The following is a 22,335-nucleotide window of genomic DNA, read 5'->3' as shown; positions in this document are numbered from 1 at the left end:
CTTCCTGCATCCCCTCCCCCTCCGGGGGAGGGTCAGGGTGGGGGTGGTTTCAAACCATCAAAAGTAAGCTTGCCCTGGCTTGATCGGCGGCTGCCACTCGCAATCGCCCCACGGGCCGTCGCCGTTCTCGCGAATATAGGCGATGCGGCCCCTCTTCGTCGGCACGCGCTTGCCCGAGAAGAGCGCCTGCAGCCAGTCGAGCACGTAATCGTGGCAGTCCATGCCACCCAGGTTCGGGATGCCCCACAGCGGATGGTACTGATTCTCCATCACCCACATCTCCTTGGGCACCTTCAAATCGGCGTAGGCCTCGACGGCATCCTCGAGGGGGCACAGGGGGTCGAACTCGCCGGTGACGAGGAGCGTCGGGCAGGTGATGTCCTTCAGGTAGCCGCGCACCGTCATGGGCTTGGCGACTTCGTCATCGAACTTCTCCTCGTCGTCGTAGCCCGCCATGTACATGAACATCTGTTTGAAGCGCGGCGAGGACTGCGTGAAGATGGTGTTGTTCGGATTGAAGCACGCGACCGAGCTCACCACCGCGGCGGCGCGATGGTCGTAGCTCGACAACCGCAGGCACCAGTAGCTGCCCATGCTGATGCCGTAGATCGCGATCTTCTTCCTGTCCACCTCCGGCCGCTTCATCAGGTAGCTGATGACCGCGGCGCCGGCGCGCTCGTAGTTGTCGCCGATCGCGCGGATCTTCTGCAGGTTCGAGTTGCCCTGACCGGGGCCGTCGATCGCGATGACGTGAAAGCCTCGCGACAAGGCGATGTTGTGCGCCGCCCTGGGAAAGACCTCTTTGGTCTGGTCCATGCCCGGCACGTAGATCACCACCGGCGCTTTGCGCCGATCGGGCAGCAGGTGGAACAGGCACGAGATCGTCTTGCCGTCGTCGAAAGGCACTTCGACGCGCTCGATCGGGTACTCCGCGACCTCGGAGCGGCGGTCGACCATCTCCGAAAGCTTTTTGTAGAGCTGTTTCTTGACCGGGTGATTGTCGAAGTAGATCGGGTGCTGCGCCATGCGATAGCACTCGATCGCGTGGTCGTAGTGGTGCGTGGCGGTCGCATCCGCGCCGGCTTTCTGGGCGCGCTTCGCGAGCCGCTCGTGGCGCTCGCCCGCTTCGCGCCACACCTTCGGCAGCATGCGGTAGTTGCGCGCGCGCTTGCCCGCCGGCACCTCGAGATCGTCGCGCTCGAAGTTCTGGACGCGCCCGCGCATGTTGAGCGCGAGATCGAGCATCCATTGCTGATCGTCACGCTGGGTTCTCAGTTTTTTTATGGTCATCGCTCCTCCGGCGTTTCATGGTGATCGTCATTCCCGACGCGCGACAGCGCGATCGGGAATCCATTCAGGGCTCGAAAGTCAAAATGGTTTCCCGCCTTCGCGGGAATGACGGCCCTACCGACGTTCCCCCGGCAGGACGATCTGCGTTTGTGTAACCACCGCCACCAGCTTCTTATCCGTATTGCGTATCGTCGTCTGCCACACCATCGTGGTGCGGCCGATGTGCAGCGGCCTGGAGACCGCGCACAGCACCGGCCCGACGCCCGCGGCGAAGAAGTTCGTCTTCGATTCCAGCGTGGTCGTGCGGTGACCCGGCGGGAGGTTGGCGACGGTGCCCGTCGCGCCCAGCAGATCGGCGAAGGCCATCAGCGCGCCGCCGTTGACGCGCCCCGAGCGGTTGAGGTGTTTCTCCTCGACCGGCATCTCGGCGACGATGCGCTTCTTCGTCACTTTCAGCAGCTTGACGCCGAGGTTCTTCGCCATGCCCCCGTTGTGAACCACTGCGTGCGGATCGATCTTCTTCGGTACGGCTTTTTTCCTGGTCATGTCGCTTTCGGTGTCTCGCGCGGGCGATAGAAATCGACGGCGTTGTCCCGGAACGCCTTGCGTGCGAGCGTGTCGCCCAGCGTCTCGCGTATCAGGTCCATGTCCGCAGGCTCGAAAGGACGCCGGGCGCGCTGCGACGGCAGGTCGCTGCCGAACATCAGGCTGTCGGGATTCGCCTTCGCGATCTCGCGCAGCGCGACCGGGACGTCGACTTGCGCGCGTCCGAAGCCGGTCGCCTTCACCTTCACGCCGCGGGCCGCGAGCTCGACGACTTTCTTCAGTCCCGCCTGCGTCATGCCGAGGTGGTCGATGCTGACTTTCGGCAGGCTGGCGACGGTCTCGAAGATCGGATCCAGCGTCGACGCATCGACGTAGAGCTCGGCGTGCCATCCGGCGACGTCGTGCACCCGCCGCGCGAGGCGGTCGAGGTCTTCGATGCCGGCGGAGCCGCCGCGATACAGATTGAAGCGCACCGCGCGCACGCCGGCGGCGTTGAGATGCAGGATCTCTTCGTCCGTAACCGTCGCGGGAACCTGGATGACGCCGACGAACGTCGGCCCGAGCTTGTGCAGGGCGTCGTGCATGTACGCGGTCTGCGTACCCTGGAAAGAACCGGCGATGACCGTGCCGCCGCGGATGCCCAGGCCCGAAGTTCGCGAGACGTAATCGTCGACGGTGAACACCGGCGGCAGGAATCCCTGGTTTTCCATGACTGGAAACCGCGGATCGATGATGTGGAAGTGCGTATCGAAGACGGGCTGCATGGGTACGATGCTATCATGCACGCCCCATGTTCTTCGCCATGCAGATCTCGCGGAGCGCCGACGCTCTCACGCTCTCGTATCCGCTCTGGATCGGTGCGCTCTTCGGCCTGCTCGCGGTCTTCGCAGTCGGCTACGCCGTGCTCGAGCGACGACGGCTGCGCCGCAACTGGCCGCTCATCGCAGCGGGCGCGATGGCGTCGTGGGCCTGCGTGTACTTCGCGACGTTCGACGCGACGATCACGCGCGACGCGGGCAGCGTGTACGGATTCCTGCGCTACGACCAGAGCGTGCGCTGGAAGGACGCGGCCGACATCTACCTCGAGCGCCGCGGGAGCGACTGGACCATCGTGGTGCGCGATCGCAACGCGCGCGCGTACGACTTCAACGTCGGCGATCTTTCGATCGAGGATCGCGACCGCGTGATGGCGTACATGGTCGACCGCATGCCGGCGGACGCATTCAGGCGCGATGCGACCGTACTGAGACGCGAAGGCGACGGCCCTCGCCCGGCGAGCTTCTTCTCCGACCAGATTTAGCGCCCTGCGGGCGCAAAATCTGTCCAGTAAACGCCTCGGAGGGAAACCAGGGTTTCCCTCCGAGACCTCCTTTCCTTTCCAGTGCAATGATGCATGACGCCGGCGCAGCGGAATTACGGCATGACGCTTGCGAGCGTCGCGCGTCTCCATCGCTTCCTCAGTCATGCTCGATTGCCTCATCATCGGCGGCGGCCCCGCGGGGCTGATCACCGCGACCTATCTCGCGCGCTATCGGCGCGACACGCGCATCGTCGACGCAGGCGGCAGCCGCGCGTCGCTCATACCGACCTCGCACAACTACCCGGGATTCCCCGACGGCATCAGCGGCCGCGAGATCCTGGTGCGGCTGCGCGAGCAGGCGCGGCGCTACGGCGCGAAGCTCACTGCGGGCAACGTCGAGCACCTGGAGATCGCGGCCGACGGCACGTTTCGGGCGCGCGTCGGCACCGAGGTCGTCGAAGCGCGCACGGTGGTGATCGCGACCGGCGCCATGGATGTCGAGCCCGCGCTGCCGAACATCCAGGATGCGATCCGCAGCGGCCTGGTGCGTCACTGCCCGATCTGCGACGGGTACGAGGTGATCGACAAGGAAGTTGCCGTGATCGGCCGCGGCGTGCGCGGCGTCAACGAAGCGCGCTTCATTCGCCACTACACCGACAAGCTCACGCTCTTCACGCTCGGCACGCCGCACGAGATCGCGGCGGAAGACCGCGCGGCGCTCGACGCGTGCGGCATCCGCGTCGTCGACGAGACGCTCGCCGAGGTGTGCACGCACGAAGGACGCATCGTCGGCCTGCGGACGCGCGACGGCACGATACACAGCTTCGACACGCTCTATTCGGCGCTCGGCTGCCGCATACGCTCCGACCTCGCGCAGGCCGTGGGCGCGAAATGCGACGACGTCGGGCAGATCGTCGTCGACGATCGCCTGCGCACGACGATGCCGGGACTCTATGCGGTCGGCGACGTGTGCAACGACCTCAACCAGATCGCGGTCGGCGCGGGACATGCGGCGATCGCGGCGACCACGATACACAATGCGTTTCGCGAGGGGACGATTTACGCGCCTTCGTGATGTTCGTCATCCCCGCGTATGCGGAGATCCATTTTGACGTTGAACATGGATTCCCGCCTTCGCGGAATGACGGCATCAGCCGCTCAGCACTTTCGCGAGGTCCTGCTTGCGTTCCAGGAGGTCGCTCCACAGGTCGCCGCGCTTCGCCAGCAGCGCCGGCACGGTCTCCATCGTGTAGTCGAGCGGGTGCGCGAGTCTGAGCGCTTCCCACGTGAGCGGCATCGACACCGGCGCGCCGGGGACGGTGCGGACCGAATACGGCGCCGCGAGCGTTTTCACCCGCACGTTCATCGCGTAGTCGAGGAACATCTTGCCGGTGCGGCGGGTGGTGTTCCAGTCGATCGTGATCAGGTCCGGACGTGCCGCGAGCAGGTGCTTCGCGATCTCGCCGGCGAATGCTCGCACCGCGTCGTAGGACAGCTTGCGCACGAGCGGCACGAGGATGTGCAGCCCGGTCTTGCCCGAGGTCTTGACGAGGCTCGAGAGCTTCATCGAATCGAGCAGGCGCTTGAGCTCGAAGGCGACCGCCTTGCCCTTGTCGAACGCGGCCGCGTTCATCTCCGGTTGCGCGCCTTGCGCTTCGGCGCCCGAATAGATGTAGGGATCGACGTCGAAGACGAGGTAATCGGGATGATTGAGGAGCGAGCGCTGCACCGCCGCCGCGGAGCTCGTGTAGTCGGTCGATGCGCGGGCGGCGTCGGGCCTCGCGTTCGCGCGCGAGTGCCACACGTGCAGCTCCAGCGTGCCGACGTGCGAGAGCCACAGCAGCGTGGGCATGTTGTTACAGAGGAGAAACTCTTCAGGCGCCTTGTTCTTCTCGGAGAAGATCGAGATCGTCTGCACGAACGCCGGCAGGCGCTGTTCCCAGTGGAACTGCACGAAGCGCCGCCCGGTGATGCCTTCGGGCATGCGGATCAGCGTCAGCGGACGGTCTCGCGTGTGCGGCAGCATGTACGGCCCCGCGTGCAGGAGATAGCGCACGAAGTCCCGCCGCGTGTACTCGCGCGCGCCGCGCGCGATGTCCGCCGGCCACAACACCTTGTCGAGATGGGTGATGGCGACGCGCTCGCCGTCGATCTCGAGCACGACCTTGTCATCCGCCGCTTCGAGATCGCCCAGCGCATCGGCGTAGCGCGCACGCTTGCGTGCGGTCGCTCGCGCTTTCTTCTTCGCCGCCACGCGCGTGGCCGTTACGCGGTGCGCCACCTGAAGACGCGCGCGATCAGGATCGCCGCGAACGGCAGCGCGAGGCCGATCAGCGTCTGCACGATGAGCAGCTTGCCGAGCTGGCTGTAGTCCGCCGCCGTCGTGACGGCGTGCGTCACCGGGTCGCGCACTTCGCGCGAGACGACGAAGACCGCGTTGAGGTGCTTGCCGCCGAGCTGCGACAGCGACAGGGCGAGATTGGTGAACGAGGCCATGACGGCGAAGTACGTCGCCTTGAGCCGGTCCGGCGCGGAGCGCGCGATCCACGCGAGCATCGGGATCATCGCGATCTGCCCCAGCGGCGACTCGATGGCGGTGTTGATCAGCGCGATGAAGCGCGCGTCGACGACGCCGTGCGTCATGCGCGCGGTCCATTCGTGCAGGCCGTAGAACATCCCGATGTACGGCGCCGTGAGCACCGCCGCGACGATGGTGAGGACGCCGACGATGTAGGTGATCGAGCGGCGCGCCATGAAGCGGCGCAAGGCGAACATGCCGGCGAGCGTCAGCGACGCCGAGATGAGGTCGAGCACGCTGAAGAACTCGGGATCGAAGCCGAGCCGGTCGATCATCCACCAGCTCACGCCGGGGCCCGGCAGCGGGACCGCGCGGTAGACGAAGATCACGACCGCGGTGCCGATGAGCGTCTCGCGCGCCGTCGGATCCAGCTCGCGCGTGAGCCTCGCCACGAGATAGACCACGATCCCGAACGAGCCGGCGAAGATGATCTCCTGGCTGTACGGCGACTCGCTCAGCCCCATCGCCACCGAGAAGACGACGAACACGAAGCTGCCGCCGAGGATGGCCCAGTTCGCCCGCGGCCGCTCGCCGCGGTCGCGGGCAGGGTCGCGATCCGCGCCGGCGGCGGCGAGCCTGCGTCGCTCGCGCGCTTTCAGCACCGCCGCGAGCACCACGCCGAGGACCGAGATCGCGGGGATCGCGAGCGCCATCACGTAGACCTGCGCGTAGAGCGCGGCCATCTGCGCGGGCGGCAGCTCTTCGGTATCGGAGAAAACGTAGAGATTGATCGCGGCGACCAGCACGCCGCCGCCGATGATCGCGACGCGGCCGAGGGTCTGCATCGTCGTGTGCATGAGCTTGCGGCGCTCTTCGCCGATCGGCTCGCCGTGCTCGTCGACGCCCGGCACCGCCTCGACGGTCATCGCGTCGGCGACGCAGTCCTGGATGACGTAGCCGATGGGCGCGAGCAGCACCGACACGACGTACCACGCTTCGGCCGACATCGTGCGCGTCATCGCGTCTCGATCGACGATGAGGCCGAGCATGACGAGCAGGCTCGCGGCGATCATCGCGGCGCCGAGATAGACGAGCAGCGCCTTCCAGCGCCACACCAGGTCGACGATGTGGCCGACGGGCATCTTCAGCGCCCACGGGATGCCGGCCCAGAAACCCAGCCCCGCGAGGAAGGCCGCGGAGAGCCCGAGGTAGTCCTTGACGAAGAAAGTCCCGACGACCGACGTGAGGCCCGAGATACCCGCGGCCATGTAAACCATCAGCGGCGGGAGGTAGGAAAGACGCATCTCGCCCCTGAGGCGCGAGAACCACCGCCATGCCGCGGCGTATGCAGCGGCGCGCCCGGGCGGTGCGGGAGTCTGATCGGTGAGGGGCTCTTTCATGGCTCGAAGCTGATGCGCGAGCAAACATCGTACGCGACGTCGGCTAATCGAGCGAGATGTTCCTTGCGCGGATGACCTTGCCCCAGCGCTCGAGCTCGGCGCGTTGGGAACGACGATGCGCACGGGCTTCGCCGGATACACCTGGGCCGTCGCGGCGGACGCGAGCGCCAGGAAGAACACCGCAACGCAGCGAATCACCATTCCCCCGATTGCCGGTAGCGACTCCGTCCGGGACCCTATAGTATGGACGGTTATACAACGCGCATTCGAAGTAGCAGGACCGCCTCATCGAACGAAGTAAACAAGACGGGAGGTCACGATGGCGTCGTTCAAGCTGCTCAATTACCGCGGTACCGACGGCCGCGCCAGTCCCGGTGTCCTCGTCGGCGCAGACAGCATCTATCACCTGCGGCAAACCTTTCCGAACGCGCTCTGGACCTCGTCGATCCTGGCGGTCCTCAACGACTGGGACGAAGCGCTTCCCGCACTGCACGAGCACGCCGCGGATCCGCAGGGCCCTTCCACGCCGCTCTCGGACGTGCGGCTCCTCCCGCCCATCCTTTACCCGCCCGCGATCTACTGCACCGGCGCGAACTATCGCGCGCACGCGCAGGAGATGAACGCCGAGGACGCCGGTGTCGACAAGTCGACGGGACAGCCGTATCTCTTTCTGAAGTCCGCGCAGCACTGCATGATCGGACCCGGCGACGCGATACGCCTGCCGCGCGTGTCGCAGAAAGTCGACTGGGAAGGCGAGCTCGCGGTCGTCATCGGCCGGCGCGCGCGCAACGTGAAGGTGGAAGACGCGATGCAGTACGTCGCCGGTTACACCATCATGAACGACGTCTCGGCGCGCGATCTCGCGCGCCGCCCCGACTGGCCGCGCTGGAACATCGACTGGTTCGGCCACAAGAACTTCGAGACCAGCGCGCCGATGGGCCCCTGGATCGTTCCCGCCGACAACGTCCCCGATCCGTACGCGTGCCGGCTCCAGCTCTGGGTGAACGAAGAGCCGATGCAGGACGCGAGCGTGTCGCAGCTCATCTTCGATATCGCCGAGATCATCGAGTACCTCTCGCGCCGCATGACGCTGCTCCCCGGCGACGTCATCGCCACCGGCACGCCGTCGGGCGTGGGCCGGCCGCGCGGCATCTTCCTCAAGCCCGGCGACCGCGTGCGCATCGAGATCAGCGGGATCGGGGTTCTGGAGAATCCGGTGGAGGAGGGGGAGTGATCTACTGACGTCATTCCCGAACCGGCGACAGCCGGAGCTATCGGGAATCCATTTCGACGTTAACGGTCGGCAAATGGATTCCCGCCTTCGCGGGAATGACGGTTAAACAGCCGCGCCTTCGATGAACTGCAGACGTGCGAGGTGCGCGTAAAGACCGTCCTCGCGTAACAGCGCGTCGTGCGTGCCGACCGCGTGGATGCGGCCGCGCTCGAGCACGACGATGCGATCGGCGTTGCGGACGGTGGCGAGGCGGTGCGCGATGACCAGCGTGGTGCGGCCGCTCGACAGTCTCTCCAGCGCCTCGCCGACCTTGCGCTCGCTCGCCGCGTCGAGCGAGCTCGTCGCCTCGTCGAGCAGCAGGATGGGGCGGTCCGCGAGCAGCGCACGCGCGATCGAGATGCGCTGGCGCTGGCCGCCGGAGAGCTTCACGCCGCGCTCGCCGAGATCGGTATCGAAACCGTGCGGCAGCTTCTCGACGAACTCCAGCGCGTGCGCGGCGGCGCACGCGGCGATCACTTCGTCCATGCCCGCGTGCGGTTTGCCGAAGCGCACGTTCTCGGTGACGCTGGTCGCGAAGATCACCGGGTCCTGCGGCACCAGCGCCGCCGCGCGCCTCACCTCGCGCGGCTCGCAGTGGCGGATGTCGGCGCCGTCGATCAGCACCCGGCCGCTCGACGGATCGTAGAAGCGCAACAGCAGCGCGAACAGCGTCGACTTGCCCGCGCCCGAAGGACCGACCAGCGCGACACGCTCGCCCGGCCTCACGTCGAAAGAGAGCGGGCCCAGCGCGACGGTCTCGGGCCGCGTCGGGTACGAGAAGCTCACGTTGTCGAAGCGGATCGCGCCGGCGACGCGCGGCGGCAGGCGGATCGCGGGCTCCGCGGCGACGAGCGCCGGCCGGGTATCGAGAAGCTCCATCAAATGCTCGGTCGCACCGGCGGCTTTCTGGATCTCGCTCCACACCTCCGAGACCGTGCCCGCGCCGCTCGCGACCACGGCGGCGTAAAAGACGAAGGCCGAAAGCTCGCCCGCGGTGAGCCTGCCCGCGAAGACGTCGTGGCCGCCGATCCACAGGATGAGCCCGATCGCGCAGAAGCCGATCGGCATCACGAGCGAGATCAGCCACGCTTTCATGCGCACCCGCGACACCGCGGTCTCGTACGCCGACTGCACCGCGGCGCCGAACTGCTCGCGCGTACGCGCCTCGTGGCCGTATGCCTGCACCGTGCGGATCTCGTGCAGCGATTCGTCCACGTGCGCCGAGACGCCGGCGACCCGGTCCTGGCTCGTGCGAGACAGGCCGCGCACGCGCCGGCCGAGCAGCAGTATCGGGATGAGCGTCGCGGGCACGCCGAGCACGATGAGCGCCGCGAGCTTCACGCTGGTGATGAAGAGCAGCACCAGCGCGCCGATCATCATCAGCCCGTTGCGCAGGAGCATCGAGACGCCGAAGCCGATCACCTGGCGGATCTGCTCGGTGTCGTTGACGATGCGCGAGGCGATCTCACCGGTGCGCGAGGCGTCGAAGAACGCCGGCGAGAGATCCACGACGTGCGCGAACACCGCCCTGCGCAGATCGGCGATGACGCGCTCGCCGGTGCTCATCATGAGATAGAAGCGCGTCCACGTCGCGGCGGCGAGCACGAGCGCGATCGCGATGACGCCCGCGAGCGCGACGTTGAGCCGGTCCGGGTCGGCTTTCATGAACCCCGAGTCGATCACGTGCCGCATGCCCTGCCCGAGCGCGAGCACGCAGCCCGCGGCGATCACGAGCGCGGCCAGCGCGACGCCGATGCGGCCTTTGTACGGCGCGAGGAAGCGTGCGAGGCGCAGCAGCTTCGCGACGTCGCCTTTGGGCGGAGGGGTTACACCTGGAGGAACAGTGGTCACGCGGAATTATAGATACACCGTCACCGCTTCAGCTCACCGTTTCATGTCACCGCTTCTCGTCACCGGGTTTCGTCACCGCTTCACCGGTCACCTTATAATCACTCCCGCAAAATGCCCATCGTCACCGTCCTCGCGCTCTGCTCGATCTCGTTCGTCGGCAGCAAAGGTTTCAGGGTCGCCGCGACCCTGTTCGCTGTCGACATGGGCGCCGGTCCGTTCCAGACCGGCATCCTGTTCGCGCTGTGGGGCCTGTTTCCGTTCCTGCTCTCCGTCTACGCCGGCCGGCTCGCCGACCGCTTCGACAACCGCGTCCTGATGTACTGGGGCATCGCGGGTTTCGCGGCCTCCCTCGCGCTCCCTTTCCTCTTCCCTTCGTTGCCGGCGCTGTACGCCGCCGCGGCGCTCGGCGGATTCACGAGCATGCTCTTCGTGGTCGCCACGCAGAACCTCGTCGGCCTGCTCTCGACCTCCGAGACCCGCACGCGCAACTTCAGCTACTACAGCCTGTGCGAATCGACCGCGGCGATCTGCGGGCCGATCCTCGTCGGCCTGTGCATCGACCACCTGAGGCATCCGCTGACGTTCCTGCTCCTCGCGTGTGTCGTCGCGAGCGCGCTGATCATCCTGGCCGCGCGGCACAAGCGCATCCCCGATCTGCGCGTCAAGGAAGAGAAGAAGGCGTCGCGCAACGCCAAAGACCTGTTCGCGCTGCCGGGGTTGCGCCGGGCGCTGCTCGCCAACGCCGCGGTGATGACCGGGTTGGACCTCTTCAACCTGTACATGCCGGTCTATACGCGTTCGCTGGGATTCACCGCCACCACGATCGGCCTCGTGATGTCGGCGTTCGGCGTCGCGGGCTTCATCACGCGCCTCGCGCTCCCGCCGCTGACGGCGCGATGGGGCGAGCACGCGCTGATGTCGCGAACCCTGGCGCTCTCGGCCTGCGCCTTTATCGCGGTGCCGCTGATGCACGAGCCGCTGCTGCTCGCAGCGACCGCATTCGTGCTGGGACTGGGGCTCGGCTGCGGCCAGCCGCTGTCAATGCTGCTCTCGTTCAACGCCGCCCCGCCCGGCCGCTCGGCCGAAGCGATCGCGATGCGGCTGGCGGTGAGCTACGGCGCGCACGTGGTGATCCCGCCGGTGTTCGGCGTCCTCGGCGCGAGCACGGGACTGGCGCCGATCTTCTGGACCTGCGCCGCGCTCCTCAGCGGCGGCTCCGCGATCACCCGGCCGGGGAAAGTCAAACGCAATTAACCGCAGAGGACGCAGAGGAAAAGACGAACGTCATTCCCGAACCGCGCCAGCGGAAGCTATCGGGAATCCATTTTCAACTCGTTCAGAGTCAAAATGGATTCCCGCCTGCGCGGGAATGACGAAGTCCACGCGCATCCTACAGGTCGTTTTGCCCGGGCTTTCCTCTGCGCGCCTCCGTGCGCCTCTGCGTTTAAATTACGCCTTTAACTAGGCCACCTTCACGACGATCTTGCCGGTCATCGCGTTCGACTCCATCCGCTCCTTTGCTTGCGCGATGTCGTCGAGGCTGAAGACGCTGTCGACCAGCGGCTTGATCTTGCCGCTGTCGATCGCCGGCAGGATGTCGCGCTTGAAGCCCGCGGCGGCGGCGGCCTTCTCCGCTGTCGTGAGCCTGGCGTTCGACACGCCGAAGATCTGGAAGCGGTTCGCGTGCACCGCCGAGAGATCGATCTCGGCGTGGTGCGAGTTGTCGACGTAGCCGACGATCGCGACGCGGCCCTGGTTCGCGAGGCACTTCAGGATCTCGGGGAAGAAGGTGCCGCCGACGAGGTTGAGCGCGAGGTTCGCGCCCTTGCCGCCGGTCGCTTCTTTCACCTTGTCCGCGAAGTCGGGCTGGCGCGTCCGGATGCCGACGTCCAATCCGATCGACTTCAGCTTCTGGAGTTTTTCGGCGGAGCCCGAGGTGCCGATCGTCTTTGCGCCGAGCACCTGCGCGATCTGGATGCTGCACACGCCCGCGCCGCTCGAGGCGCCGGGCACGAACAGCCACTCGCCCGCTTTCAACTTGCCGTACTGCACGACCATCTCGTAGGCGGTGATGAACGACAGCGGCGTCGCCGCGGCCTCTTCCATCGACAGATGCGCGGGCACTTTCATCGCCTGCGCGACTTCCATGATCGCGTATTCGGCGAACGCGCCGCGGCAGCGGCCCATGACACGGTCGCCTTTCTTGAACTCGGTCACGCCTTCGCCCACCGCTTCGACCACGCCCGAGCCTTCGTTGCCGCCGAGCTTCTCCGGCCCGCCGTGCATGACGCCGCCGACGAAGATCTCGCCGCGGTTCATCGCCGACGCGGCGACCTTGATGAGTAGCTCGCCGGCTTTGGGCTGCGGCACGGGCATGTCGCGCTTTTCCATCGTCGCGACATGGTCCCTGGTGACGATCCAGTACGATTTCATGCAACCTTCCTCCTGTACGTAATCATGCGGTGCGCCACAGGCGCTCCTGCAGCGCCGACGCGCGGGTCAGGCGCCGCCCGACCGCTTCGCGGAAAACCGCTGCGTCGCCCCAGATCTCGACGCGCGACTTCGCGCGCGTGATGCCGGTGTACACCAGCTCGCGGCTCATGATCGGCGACATCTCGGGCGGCAGCAGCATCAGCACGCGGCCGAACTCCGAGCCCTGCGACTTGTGGATGGTCATCGCATAGACCGTCTCGTGGTCCGGCAGGCGCGACGGCGCGAAGCTGCGCACGCTCTCGCCGACGAAATATACCTTCACCCGGCCGTCCGCGTCGGGCAGCGCGATGCCGACGTCGCCGTTGAAGAGGCGCACGTTGTAGTCGTTGCGCGTGATCATGACCGGCCGCCCCGGATACCACGCGTTGCGGGCGCTCACCGAGCCCTGCTCGTCGAGCGCATCCTCGATGATGCGATTGACCGCGATCGCGCCGAACGCGCCGCGGCGATGCGCGCACAGCACGCGAAACGCGTTGAAGCGGGCGAAGATCTCCTGCGGATCCGCGCCCGCGCGCACCGCCTCGAAGTATTCGCGCAGCGCATCGACGACGTGGGCCGCGAGGCGCGCCCGCAGGTCGGACGCGCCGGAGACGGCGCCCCACGCGATGTCGGCCTGCGCGCCGCTCGTCAGCAGCGCAAGCGCCGCGTCGCCGTCGCCCGCGTTCACGGCGCGCGCGAGCGAGCCGATGCCGCTTTCAGGACCGAAACGATAGCTGCGGTCGAGCAGCGCGACCGAGTCCGCGAGCGCGCAGTCGCGAGCGCCGCGCGGAATCTTCGCGGCTGCGATGCCGGTCACCGCTGCCAGCCGCTTCGCGAAAGCCGCCGAATGCCCGCTGCCCGCGCAGATGTCGCCGAGCACCGCACCGGCTTCCACCGAGGCGAGCTGGTCCTTGTCGCCGAGCAGGATGAGGCGCGCGCGCGCGGGCAGCGCGTCGAGCAGCTTGGCGAAGAGCGCGAGGTCGGCCATCGACGCTTCGTCGACCACGAGCACGTCGAGCCCAAGCGGATTCGCGCGGTTGTGCCGGTAGTACACCGAATCGGGACGCGCGCCGAGCAGCCGGTGCAGGGTGCCCGCCCCCTTCGGCATCATCTGTTTCGCGAAGAGGTCGAGGTCGAGCTTGTCGAGCGCGCTCGCGATCGCGTCCTGCACGCGTGCGGCTGCCTTGCCCGTCGGCGCGGCGACGCCGATCGCGAGATTGCGGCGCTGCGCCTGCTCCGCGAGCAGCGCGAGGATCTTCACCACGGTCGTCGTCTTGCCGGTTCCCGGCCCGCCCGAGATCACACAGAACCGCCTCAGCACCGCGGTGGCGGCCGCGAGCTTCTGCTGGATGTCGTCCGCGTCGGGGAAGTAGCGCTTCAGCCCGTCGCGCAGGAGCTTGTCGTTGACGTCGCCGGCATCGACCGCGCGAGCGGAAAGATCGTCGGCGACGCGCCGCTCGTAATCCCAGTAGCGGTGCAGATACAGACGCCCCGCGCCGTCCAGCACGAGCGGCCGGAAGCTGCCGGGCTCGCCCACCACGTCGCACTCGCGCAGGAGCCGCATCCAATCGTCGGCCCCCGGCGCGATCACGCCGAACGCCGGCACGCTGCGCCCCGCGAAGTCCGCCAGACGCACGCACACGTCGCCGTCGGCCGTGGCGCGGCTCGCGAGCGCCGCGGCGGCCGCGAGCTCGGCACGATCGCAACGCGCGAGCCGCGCGATCGTCCGCGCGAAGTGCACGTCGATGTCGTCGAGCTCGACCTCGCCCGACGTCTGCTCGAGCGCTTCGAGGCTCATCGCCGCGCCTCCGGACAGAGGTAAGCGTCGAGCGCTTCGATGAGGCTCTTCGAAGGCTTGTCCGCGTACACACCGTAAGCCGCGCCCGACGCGGGCCGCATGCCGCGCACGAAGAGATAGCGCACGCCGCCGAAATGAGTTCCGTACGAATAGCCTTGGATGCGCGACGCGAGATAGCGATGCAGCGCCACGCAGTACACGAGGTATTGCAGGTAGTAGGCTTCGCGTCCCATCGCGCCCGCGACCTCGGGCTGTCCATACGCCGCGACGGTCGCGCCGAGCCAGTTCGATTTGTAGTCCGCGAGGTAATAACGGCCGCCGTGCTCGAAGACGATGTCGATGAAGCCGGTCATGTAGCCCTGCGCCGGATCGAACGTGAGCGCGTCGATGCGGTGACGGATCTCTTCCGGAAAGCCGCCCGCGGCCAGCACTGCGCGCAGGCCGCTGTCGGTCACCGCTCGCAGCGGGTAGTAGAACTCGAGCTCGTCGAGCCGGCGCTCGCGCGTGACGTCACGCAATCGCATGCCGCTCGCGTCGAGCGGCGTGTCCACCACCGCTTCGATCATGTCGGCGAGCGCACGCGTCCAGACAGCCTCGAAGCCGTGCGCCGCCAACGCCTTTTCCACCAGGCGCTCGAGCGCGGGGCGTTCGAGATGCGCGAAATCGGCGTGCTCGAAGATCGCGTGCATGCACTTGCCCGCCTGTGCTCCGCGCGGAAAAGTGAAGATGTCGCGCCCGCTCACGCTCTCGGGCAGCGGGTCGCGATCCGCCGCGTCGTAATCGGGCGCCTCGATGCTGCGGCCGTGCGCGAGCGCGGTGAAGCTCGTAGTGCGCCGCGTATCGCGCAGCGTTCCTGTCCACTGCCGCGGGCCGGTGAGCGCCGCGGCGGCAGCGCTTGCGATCGGCGGCGTTGCGGCGGCCGCGGGCAACGGCGAAACGCGTATCGAGCCTTCGGCGCGCGCGGCGAGGCGATCGAGGTCCGCGCGGATGTCGGTGAGCTTCGGCAGGTCGTCGGTGAAAGCGCTCGCCGCATGACGGTGCAGCAGCCACGCAGGCGCCGATTTCTCGGCGTCGTTGATGTTGCCCCAGACGATCCAGCAGCGATGCTTGGCACGCGTGAGCGCGACGTAGAGCAGCCGCAGGCTCTCGGCGCGCTCTTCCTGCACCGCCTGTCCGCGCGAAGCATCGAAGGCGTCGGACCCGAAATCGACGACCGCGGCGTGTCCTTCCGCGGGATCGTGGAACGCGAGCACCTCGGCCTTGGCGTTGCGCAGGTTGCCGTCCCACACGAACGGACAGAACACCAGCGGGAACTCGAGTCCCTTCGACGCGTGCACGGTGAGGAGCTTGACGAGGTTCTCGTCGCTCTCCAGCCGCAGCAGCTCGGCTTCGTTGCCTTGCGTCGGCCTGGCGCGCTTCGCCGCGAACCAGGCGAGCAGCCCCGCGATGCCCTGGCGCTCGGCGTCGCAATGCAAAAGCTCCGCGATGTGCAGCAGGTTGGTCGCGCGGCGCTCGCCGTCGACGAACGCGAGCAGCCGCTGCAGCACGCCGTAACGCGCGGCAAAGCCGCGCAGCATGCGCATGAAGCCGAGCTCGTGCCAGTCGCGGTGCGCATCGCGGAAGCTCTCGACCGTCTGCTCCCACTGCGCTTCATCCGCGCGCAGCGCGTAGATCGCCTCGCCGGTGTAGCCCATCAGCTCGGTGGCGAGCGCGGCGCCGATCAGCACTTCGCGTCCGGGCTCGGCGATCGCGGCGAGCACGCGCTCGAGCTCCTCGGCTTCACGCGTGGCGAAGACGCTTTCCGACCCGCGCTGCACGCTCGCGACCCCGAGCGCCGCCAAGGCGTCGCGCACCATCGTCGCCTGGCGGTGGCTGCGCGCGAGCACCGCGATGTCGCCGCCGCGCAAGCCGCGCTCGCCTTTCGCGTCGGCGATGCGCGCCTTCCCGTCGGCGCCGAGCGCGAGCAGCCTTGCGATCTCGCCGGCGGTCGCGTGCGCCGCGGCTTCGTTCGCGCTGCCCTTGTTGATCGGCTTGCCATCGGCGCTCTCCATCAGCCAGATCTCGAACGGCGCACCGCTCTCGCCGTCGACGATCAGCCGTCCGCGCTCGCCGGGCGCGGCGCTCGAGCGCGTGAAGCCGATGTCCTCCACGACGAAAGGCGCGGACGCGTTCTCGAATACGCGGTTGACCGCATCGAGCAGCGACGCATCCGAGCGCCAGTTGGTCGCGAGGGTATGCGCGTCGCGCGCGTCGCGGCGTGCCGCGAGATACGCGTACACGTCGGCGCCGCGGAAGCTGTAGATCGACTGCTTCGGATCGCCGACGAGGAACACCGGCACGTCGGTGCCGCCGTAGATGCGGCGAAAGATGTCGTACTGGACCGGATCGGTGTCCTGGAACTCGTCGATCAGCGCGGCGGCGTAGCGCTCGCGCAGCGCAGCGGCGAGACGATCGCCCGTCTGCGGATCGTGCAGCGCCTTGTGCAGGTTGAGCAGCAGGTCGTCGTACGACTGGAGCTCGAGCCGCGCCTTGCGCGATGCGAGCTCGGTGTTGCCGAACTCGAGCAGCCGCACTTTCATGAGCACGATGGCGCGCGCGTAGGCGTCGAGCAGCGCGGCGTGCGCGGCCTTGAGCGCACCGCACGCGTCGAAGAACGCGTGCTGCGGCGTCCGGCCGTCCTTCTTCGTGCCTTTGGCGAGACTCTCCGGCGTGAACTTGTCGAAGCGCCCGCACAGCTCGAGCCGGGGCGCTTCGGGCGCGAGGCACGCGCGCATCTCGTCGAGCCATGCGGGGATCGACGCCTGGCGGTACGAGTTGCCGTTGAGGCCCGTGTTGCCGAGGAGCTTCGCCTCGATCGCGCCGCGCTCCGCGAGCCACAGCGCGCGCGCGGCAGTCCATGCGCGCTCGTATTCGCGCTCCAGCGTGTCGATCGCGGCAGGCGGCTGCGGCGCGCGCACACGCAAGTACGGCTTGCCGAGATAGCGTTCGACGTCCTCCACCAGCGACTCGGGCGTGACGCCGTTACCGACGAGGAATCGCGTGTAGAGCGCGGACGCCGCGTGCGCTTCGTTGCGCCAGAAATCCTCGACGACCTCGCGCACGAACGCGCTCTGGTCGGGAACGATCTCGGTCGCGAACGGCATGCCGCTCTCGAACGCGCTGTCGGCGAGCACGCGCTGGCAGAAACCGTGGATGGTGTAGATCGGCGCCTGGTCGAAGCCGGTGAGCGCGGTGGTGAGCCGCAGCAGCGCTTCGGCGCGGTCGACGCGGCCGAGCAGCGTTTCGGTGTACTCGTCGGGCGCGACGCCGGTCTCGAAAGCGGTCCGCGCGTCCGCGAGGCGCGTGCGGATGCGGTCGCGCAGCTCGCCGGTCGCCGCTTCGGTGAAGGTCACGACGAGGATGCGATCGACCTCGCAGCGCTGCTCCAGCAGGAGGCGCAGGTACAGCGCGGTGATCGTCCACGTCTTGCCCGTGCCCGCGTTCGCCTCGACGACGTTGAGGCCTTCGAGCGCGACCGTCGCGGCGTCGACGCTCGCCGGCGCTGCCTTCGCCCTGGCGGCCTTCAAGCGATCGCCTCCTCTTTCAGCGCGGGGGTCATCGCACCGAAGACGGTGTTGGCGAGCGCTTCGAACTCGTCGTCGAGCGGCTCGGCGCCGCGGAACGCGAGCGCGAAATACGGATCGTTCGCTTCGCCGCGATAGTCGGGGTAGCCGCCGGTCCACACGCTGCGCACCTTGTAGTTGATCTCGCCCTGTTTGCCGTATTCGCACGCGGTGCGCGGGAAGAACTTGAGCGGCCGCTGCATGCCGGTCCAGTAGAGGTCGAGCAGCTCGAGCAGGCGCTCGCGCGCGTTCTCGACCGGCGAATAGGTGAGCAGCGCGTCCTGCGCGATGCAGCGCGAGACCTTCGCCACGCCGCGCGGCGCGTAGGCGTTGAGCGCGAGGTGACGGATCCATGCCGCGACGCGCACGTTGGCGCTGGCCTTGGCCACGCGGTAGATCAGCATGCCTTCCGCGCTCATGCGGCTCAGGGTTCCGGCGAGCGTGAGGCGCTCCGACGCAAGCTCGAACGCGTGCGGGTCGAGCAGCGCGTCGGGCATGAGGCCGCTCGCGCGCTCGGCGACGCGCTCGACGATGGCGCTCTGCGCTTCGAACAGCACTTCGCCCAGGCGGCCCGGCGGCAGCACGCCGCCGGCACGCGCGAGCGCGAGCCCGTCGTGAGCCTCCTCGCGCAGGGTGAGGTCGAGCAAGCGCTCCTTGAGCTTGTAGAGCGGAAGGCCTCCGAGCTCGAAAGGCTCGCGCGATTCGAGCTCCTCCTCCGCGGTCTCGAGACGAACCTTCAGGCGCGATTCGAAGAGACGCCGCACCGGGTTGCGGAAGAAGCGCACGAGCTCGTCGAGGTCGATCGTGCGCTCCTCGAAGCCGAGCGGCGGCAACGCTGCGCCGAGCAGCGGCTCGGACGCGCGCGTGCCGCGGCCCGCACCGGCCGCCGCGCGCGCGAGCGGCTCGGAGTAGCTGAAGAGCCGGTCGCCGCCTTTGAAGTAGCGCGGGCTGAACGCCTGCAGCGGATGCTCGGTCACGAGCTGCCTGCGGATATCGGTCCTGCCCTCGCCTTCGTAACCGTGGGCGACGTAGTCGAGCAGCTCGCTCACCAGGACCGACGGCGGCATCACGGTGTCCTCGCGGATGTGGCGGCCGGTGTAGCTCACGTACACGCAGCGCCCCGCGTTGACGATCGATTCGAGGAAGAGATAGCGGTCGTCGTCGCGGCGCGAGCGGTCGCCTTTGCGGAACTCGCTCGCCATGAGATCGAAGCCGTCGCGCCGCCGCACGCGCGGATACGCGCGGTCGTTCATGCCGATCATGCACACGATCTCGAACGGCAGGCTGCGCATCGGGACCATCGCGCAGAAGGTGACGCCGCCCGACAGGAACGCGCGGCCCGGCGCTTCGAGCCGGTCGCGAAGCACGCTCAGCACGACCGTGAGCGGCACCGCATCGCCGAAGCCGGCGAGACGCGCATCGGCGTCGATCGCCGCGATCGCCGATCGCACCGTTTCGAGCTCCTCGGCGCGCTCTTCGGGCGGATCGAAGAAATCGGCGAGCGCTTCCTGCAAGGCCTGGCACCAGCGCGCGATCGATCGTGGCTCGGCGAGCTTGCTGTCGAGCGTGATGGCGGCTTCGGTGAAGCTCGCGAAGCGGCCCAGCACCACGCCGAGACTGCCTTCGACTTCATCGTACGGCAGCACGTCGGCGAAGAGGCGCTCGCCGTACGCGGGCAGCGCGTAGCCGAGCGCAAGGCGCGTCAGCCCGAACCGCCACGTGTGCTCGTGCACCGCGGGCACGCCGAAGCGCGCGCGATGTGCGGCATCGATGCCCCAGCGGATCTGCGAGTCGGCCACCCAGCGCCGCACGCTCTCGATGTCCGCTTCGGACAGCGCGTAGCGGCGGCGCACCGCGGGCTCGTCGAGCACGCCGAGGACGCGGTGCGCTTCATAGCGGCTTCCCGGCAACGCCAGCAGGTCCATCAGCGTCGCAGCGAGGGTGCTCGACTTCTCGGCGCTGCGGTCGGAGAGACTGAAAGGAATGCGCGGCGCCGCGGTGCCGAACACCGCTTCGATATACGGTGCGTAGGTTTCGATGTCCGGCGTCATCACGACGACGTCCGACGGGTGCAGGTCGCGGTGCGCTTCGAACAGCGCGAGGAGCTGATCGTGCAGCACCTCGACTTCACGCATCGCGCTGTGGCACGAGTGGACCTGCAGCGAGCGATCGGCTTGCGGCGCGGCCGCGCGCGGCGCGTCGCCGCTGCGCTCGGTCAGGTCGAGCAGCTCCGACTGTATCGAAGCGAGCAGCGTTCCGTTACCCGGCTCGACGAAAGCGTCGTGCTGCTCGACGCGGTCCCCTTCGACGCTGGCGAGCAGGTCGAAGAAGTCGCGGCCCTGCTTGCCGAGCGACGCGAGCAGCCGGTTGCCGCTTTCGAGATAAGGCGCCTCGGGCTCGCCGGCGAGCGTCTTCTTCGCGATCGACGCCGGGTCGCGGATGTCGCCCCAGAATTCGCGGCACGGGTTCTGGACGAAGAGATGCACTTCGCTCACTCGACCCAGGGCCCCGAAGAGCTCGATCAGCGCCGGCGGCAGCGCGGGCGCGCCGAATACCGATACGCGCTCCGGCAGCGCGCCCGGCGCGAGCTTGCCTTTCGCGAGCGCTTTGATGAGTTGCGCGTGCAACGTCGCGCGATGGGGCGTTGCTATGTCGCGGGCGAGGCGCTGCCACAGCTTGCCTTGCCAGTGGCTCGCCTCGCCGCGCTCCCACGCGGCGACCCAGTCGGGTCGATAGACGAGATATTCGTCGTAGAGCGCCGCGAGACGCGAGGCGAGCTGGGCGCGGCGCAGCGCGTCGCCGCGAACGTAGGCGCGAACCGCTTCGAAAGGCGCCGTCGCTTCGAGCCCGGGGAGGAGGCCGAGGATGCGCCACGCCAGCACGTCGGGCGCGTAAGGCGACTGCTCCGGGATGTCTTCGGCGACAGCGCGATACAGCGCCCACGCGAAAGCGGTAGGAAACGGAAAGCGTACGTTGGCGCAGACGCCCGCGGTGTCGGCGAGCGTGAGTGCGAGCCAGCGCGCGACGCCGCGGCTTTGCACGACGACGACTTCGGTCGAGAACGGTGTAGCGAGCGGCGCGCGGGTGACGGCGGCGAGCTCTGCAGCGAGCGCGTCGAGCCGGTTGCTGTGATGTATCGTCAGCATCGGCATCGAGTGTAGCGGGTCCGGTGGCTCACCCGGTGAGCCTGGACAGCACGTCATCCTGGCGTACGCCAGGATCCATTTTGAACTTCGTTAACGTCAAAATGGGTCCTGGATCGGCCCGCTTCGCGGACCGTCCAGGACGACGACCTTTACTTTTCGATGAGGTCCCTCTTGTCCTTCTTCTGCGCCCACTCGTCGGCATCCGCGGGCGCGTCTTTCTTCTCGATGATCGCCGGCCAGGCCTTGGAGAGCTCGGCGTTCATCTGGATGAACTCGCGCTGGTCGTCGGGGACGTCGTCCTCGGCGAAGATCGCTTCGACCGGGCACTCGGCGACGCAGAGCGTGCAGTCGATGCACTCGTCGGGGTCGATGACGAGCATGTTGGGGCCTTCGCGGAAACAGTCGACCGGACACACATCAACGCAATCGGTGTACTTGCACTTGACGCAGCTCTCGGTCACAACATAGGTCATGGCAGTCCCTGTCTGTTCTGGCGGTGCGAGGGCGCACGCGCTTGTGCCGTTCGGGCGGGGAGAATTTCGCGGCGCACCGAAGATCCGGCTTGGAGTAAACGGTATATTTTAACAGAAACAACGCCCTACGCCCTCGCGCAACGGGGTGGCGCGCCTTCCCAACACGCGGGAATTTGGTTAGCATAAAACGTCGCATCGTCCCTAGATACATCCCCGCCGCCGATCGACCGGCCGCTCTCTAAGCGAGCGCTCCCGGGGAACACACCCTTTCCAACCCTGAAGGCAAAACATGGCTGAGCACATCCATTACGTCACCGACGACACTTTCGAGCCCGAGGTCCTGAAATCGGACACGCCCGTGCTGGTGGACTACTGGGCGGAATGGTGCGGGCCGTGCAAGATGATCGCGCCGATCCTCGACGACGTCGCGAAGCAGTACTCGGGACGGCTCAAGGTGGCCAAGCTCAACATCGACGAGAACCAGGCGACCCCGCCCAAGTACGGCATCCGCGGCATCCCGACGCTGATGATCTTCAAGAACGGCGCGGTCGAGGCGACCAAGGTCGGCGCTCTCTCGAAATCGCAGCTCACGGCGTTTATTGACAGCCATATCTGAGTTGGCTAACCTTCCTCAGCGCCTGAGCCTTTCTAGGCCGCTTCCCCTGA

16 protein-coding genes are annotated in these 22,335 nt (G+C 67.6%); 5 read left to right on the top strand and 11 right to left on the bottom strand.

What is annotated here, in order from left to right; translation table 11 throughout:
* Positions 1–57 precede the first annotated feature (57 nt).
* The 3 genes from VHP37_13030 to VHP37_13020 form a co-directional block, all read right to left on the bottom strand.
* Positions 58–1,290 (bottom strand): alpha/beta fold hydrolase, encoded by a 1,233-nt coding sequence (locus VHP37_13030; GenBank protein HEX2827265.1) that lies wholly within the window; start codon positions 1,288–1,290, stop codon positions 58–60.
* A 114-nt stretch (positions 1,291–1,404) separates the two neighbouring features.
* Entirely contained in the window at positions 1,405–1,836 is a 432-nt protein-coding gene (locus VHP37_13025; GenBank protein ID HEX2827264.1) for a PaaI family thioesterase, read from the bottom strand.
* Entirely contained in the window at positions 1,833–2,600 is a 768-nt protein-coding gene (locus VHP37_13020) for an amidohydrolase family protein (protein HEX2827263.1), read from the bottom strand. The genes VHP37_13025 and VHP37_13020 overlap by 4 nt, the downstream gene beginning before the upstream one ends.
* A gap of 38 nt (positions 2,601–2,638) precedes the next feature.
* On the opposite strand from VHP37_13020, the gene VHP37_13015 reads away from it, so the two are divergent.
* Positions 2,639–3,136 carry a hypothetical protein gene (locus VHP37_13015; protein HEX2827262.1) on the top strand — a complete coding sequence of 166 codons (498 nt, stop codon included), beginning with the start codon at positions 2,639–2,641 and terminating at the stop codon, positions 3,134–3,136.
* A 163-nt stretch (positions 3,137–3,299) separates the two neighbouring features.
* Positions 3,300–4,211: an NAD(P)/FAD-dependent oxidoreductase gene (locus VHP37_13010; GenBank protein HEX2827261.1), complete on the top strand. Its 912-nt coding sequence runs from the start codon at positions 3,300–3,302 to the stop codon at positions 4,209–4,211.
* Between the two features lie 75 nt (positions 4,212–4,286).
* Here the strand turns inward: VHP37_13010 and VHP37_13005 are convergent, their stop codons facing one another.
* Together VHP37_13005 and VHP37_13000 are read right to left on the bottom strand one after the other, a co-directional pair.
* Positions 4,287–5,417, bottom strand: a complete 1,131-nt coding sequence (locus tag VHP37_13005; GenBank protein HEX2827260.1) for a hypothetical protein — start codon at positions 5,415–5,417, stop codon at positions 4,287–4,289.
* Positions 5,402–7,054 carry a hypothetical protein gene (locus VHP37_13000; protein ID HEX2827259.1) on the bottom strand — a complete coding sequence of 551 codons (1,653 nt, stop codon included), beginning with the start codon at positions 7,052–7,054 and terminating at the stop codon, positions 5,402–5,404. Before VHP37_13000 ends, VHP37_13005 begins: the two co-directional genes overlap by 16 nt.
* Positions 7,055–7,373: 319 nt before the next feature.
* Between VHP37_13000 and VHP37_12995 the strand changes: the two genes are divergently transcribed.
* Positions 7,374–8,288, top strand: a complete 915-nt coding sequence (locus VHP37_12995; protein ID HEX2827258.1) for a fumarylacetoacetate hydrolase family protein — start codon at positions 7,374–7,376, stop codon at positions 8,286–8,288.
* 102 nt (positions 8,289–8,390) lie between these two features.
* Here VHP37_12995 and VHP37_12990 read toward each other — a convergent pair whose 3' ends face one another.
* Positions 8,391–10,178, bottom strand: a complete 1,788-nt coding sequence (locus tag VHP37_12990; GenBank protein ID HEX2827257.1) for an ABC transporter transmembrane domain-containing protein — start codon at positions 10,176–10,178, stop codon at positions 8,391–8,393.
* A gap of 111 nt (positions 10,179–10,289) precedes the next feature.
* Between VHP37_12990 and VHP37_12985 the strand changes: the two genes are divergently transcribed.
* Entirely contained in the window at positions 10,290–11,432 is a 1,143-nt protein-coding gene (locus tag VHP37_12985; protein HEX2827256.1) for an MFS transporter, read from the top strand.
* Between the two features lie 207 nt (positions 11,433–11,639).
* Here VHP37_12985 and VHP37_12980 read toward each other — a convergent pair whose 3' ends face one another.
* From VHP37_12980 to fdxA, 5 genes are all read right to left on the bottom strand, one after another.
* The gene (locus VHP37_12980) at positions 11,640–12,611 is read right to left on the bottom strand and encodes a zinc-binding dehydrogenase (protein HEX2827255.1); all 972 of its coding nucleotides are present in this window, start codon (positions 12,609–12,611) and stop codon (positions 11,640–11,642) included.
* 22 nt (positions 12,612–12,633) lie between these two features.
* Positions 12,634–14,448 (bottom strand): exodeoxyribonuclease V subunit alpha, encoded by a 1,815-nt coding sequence (recD, locus tag VHP37_12975; GenBank protein HEX2827254.1) that lies wholly within the window; start codon positions 14,446–14,448, stop codon positions 12,634–12,636.
* Positions 14,445–18,014: an exodeoxyribonuclease V subunit beta gene (recB, locus tag VHP37_12970; GenBank protein HEX2827253.1), complete on the bottom strand. Its 3,570-nt coding sequence runs from the start codon at positions 18,012–18,014 to the stop codon at positions 14,445–14,447. Before recB ends, recD begins: the two co-directional genes overlap by 4 nt.
* On the bottom strand, positions 18,011–21,196 hold the full coding sequence (gene recC, locus VHP37_12965) for an exodeoxyribonuclease V subunit gamma (GenBank protein ID HEX2827252.1): 3,186 nt from the start codon (positions 21,194–21,196) through the stop codon (positions 18,011–18,013). The genes recB and recC overlap by 4 nt, the downstream gene beginning before the upstream one ends.
* A 149-nt stretch (positions 21,197–21,345) precedes the next feature.
* Entirely contained in the window at positions 21,346–21,669 is a 324-nt protein-coding gene (gene fdxA / locus VHP37_12960; GenBank protein HEX2827251.1) for a ferredoxin FdxA, read from the bottom strand.
* A gap of 289 nt (positions 21,670–21,958) precedes the next feature.
* On the opposite strand from fdxA, the gene trxA reads away from it, so the two are divergent.
* Positions 21,959–22,285 (top strand): thioredoxin TrxA, encoded by a 327-nt coding sequence (trxA, locus tag VHP37_12955; GenBank protein HEX2827250.1) that lies wholly within the window; start codon positions 21,959–21,961, stop codon positions 22,283–22,285.
* Positions 22,286–22,335: the final 50 nt, after the last annotated feature.

The sequence above is a fragment of the Burkholderiales bacterium genome (assembly GCA_036262035.1).
Classification (GTDB): domain Bacteria; phylum Pseudomonadota; class Gammaproteobacteria; order Burkholderiales; family SG8-41; genus JAQGMV01.
This window is presented reverse-complemented; position numbering and strand designations above follow the sequence as displayed.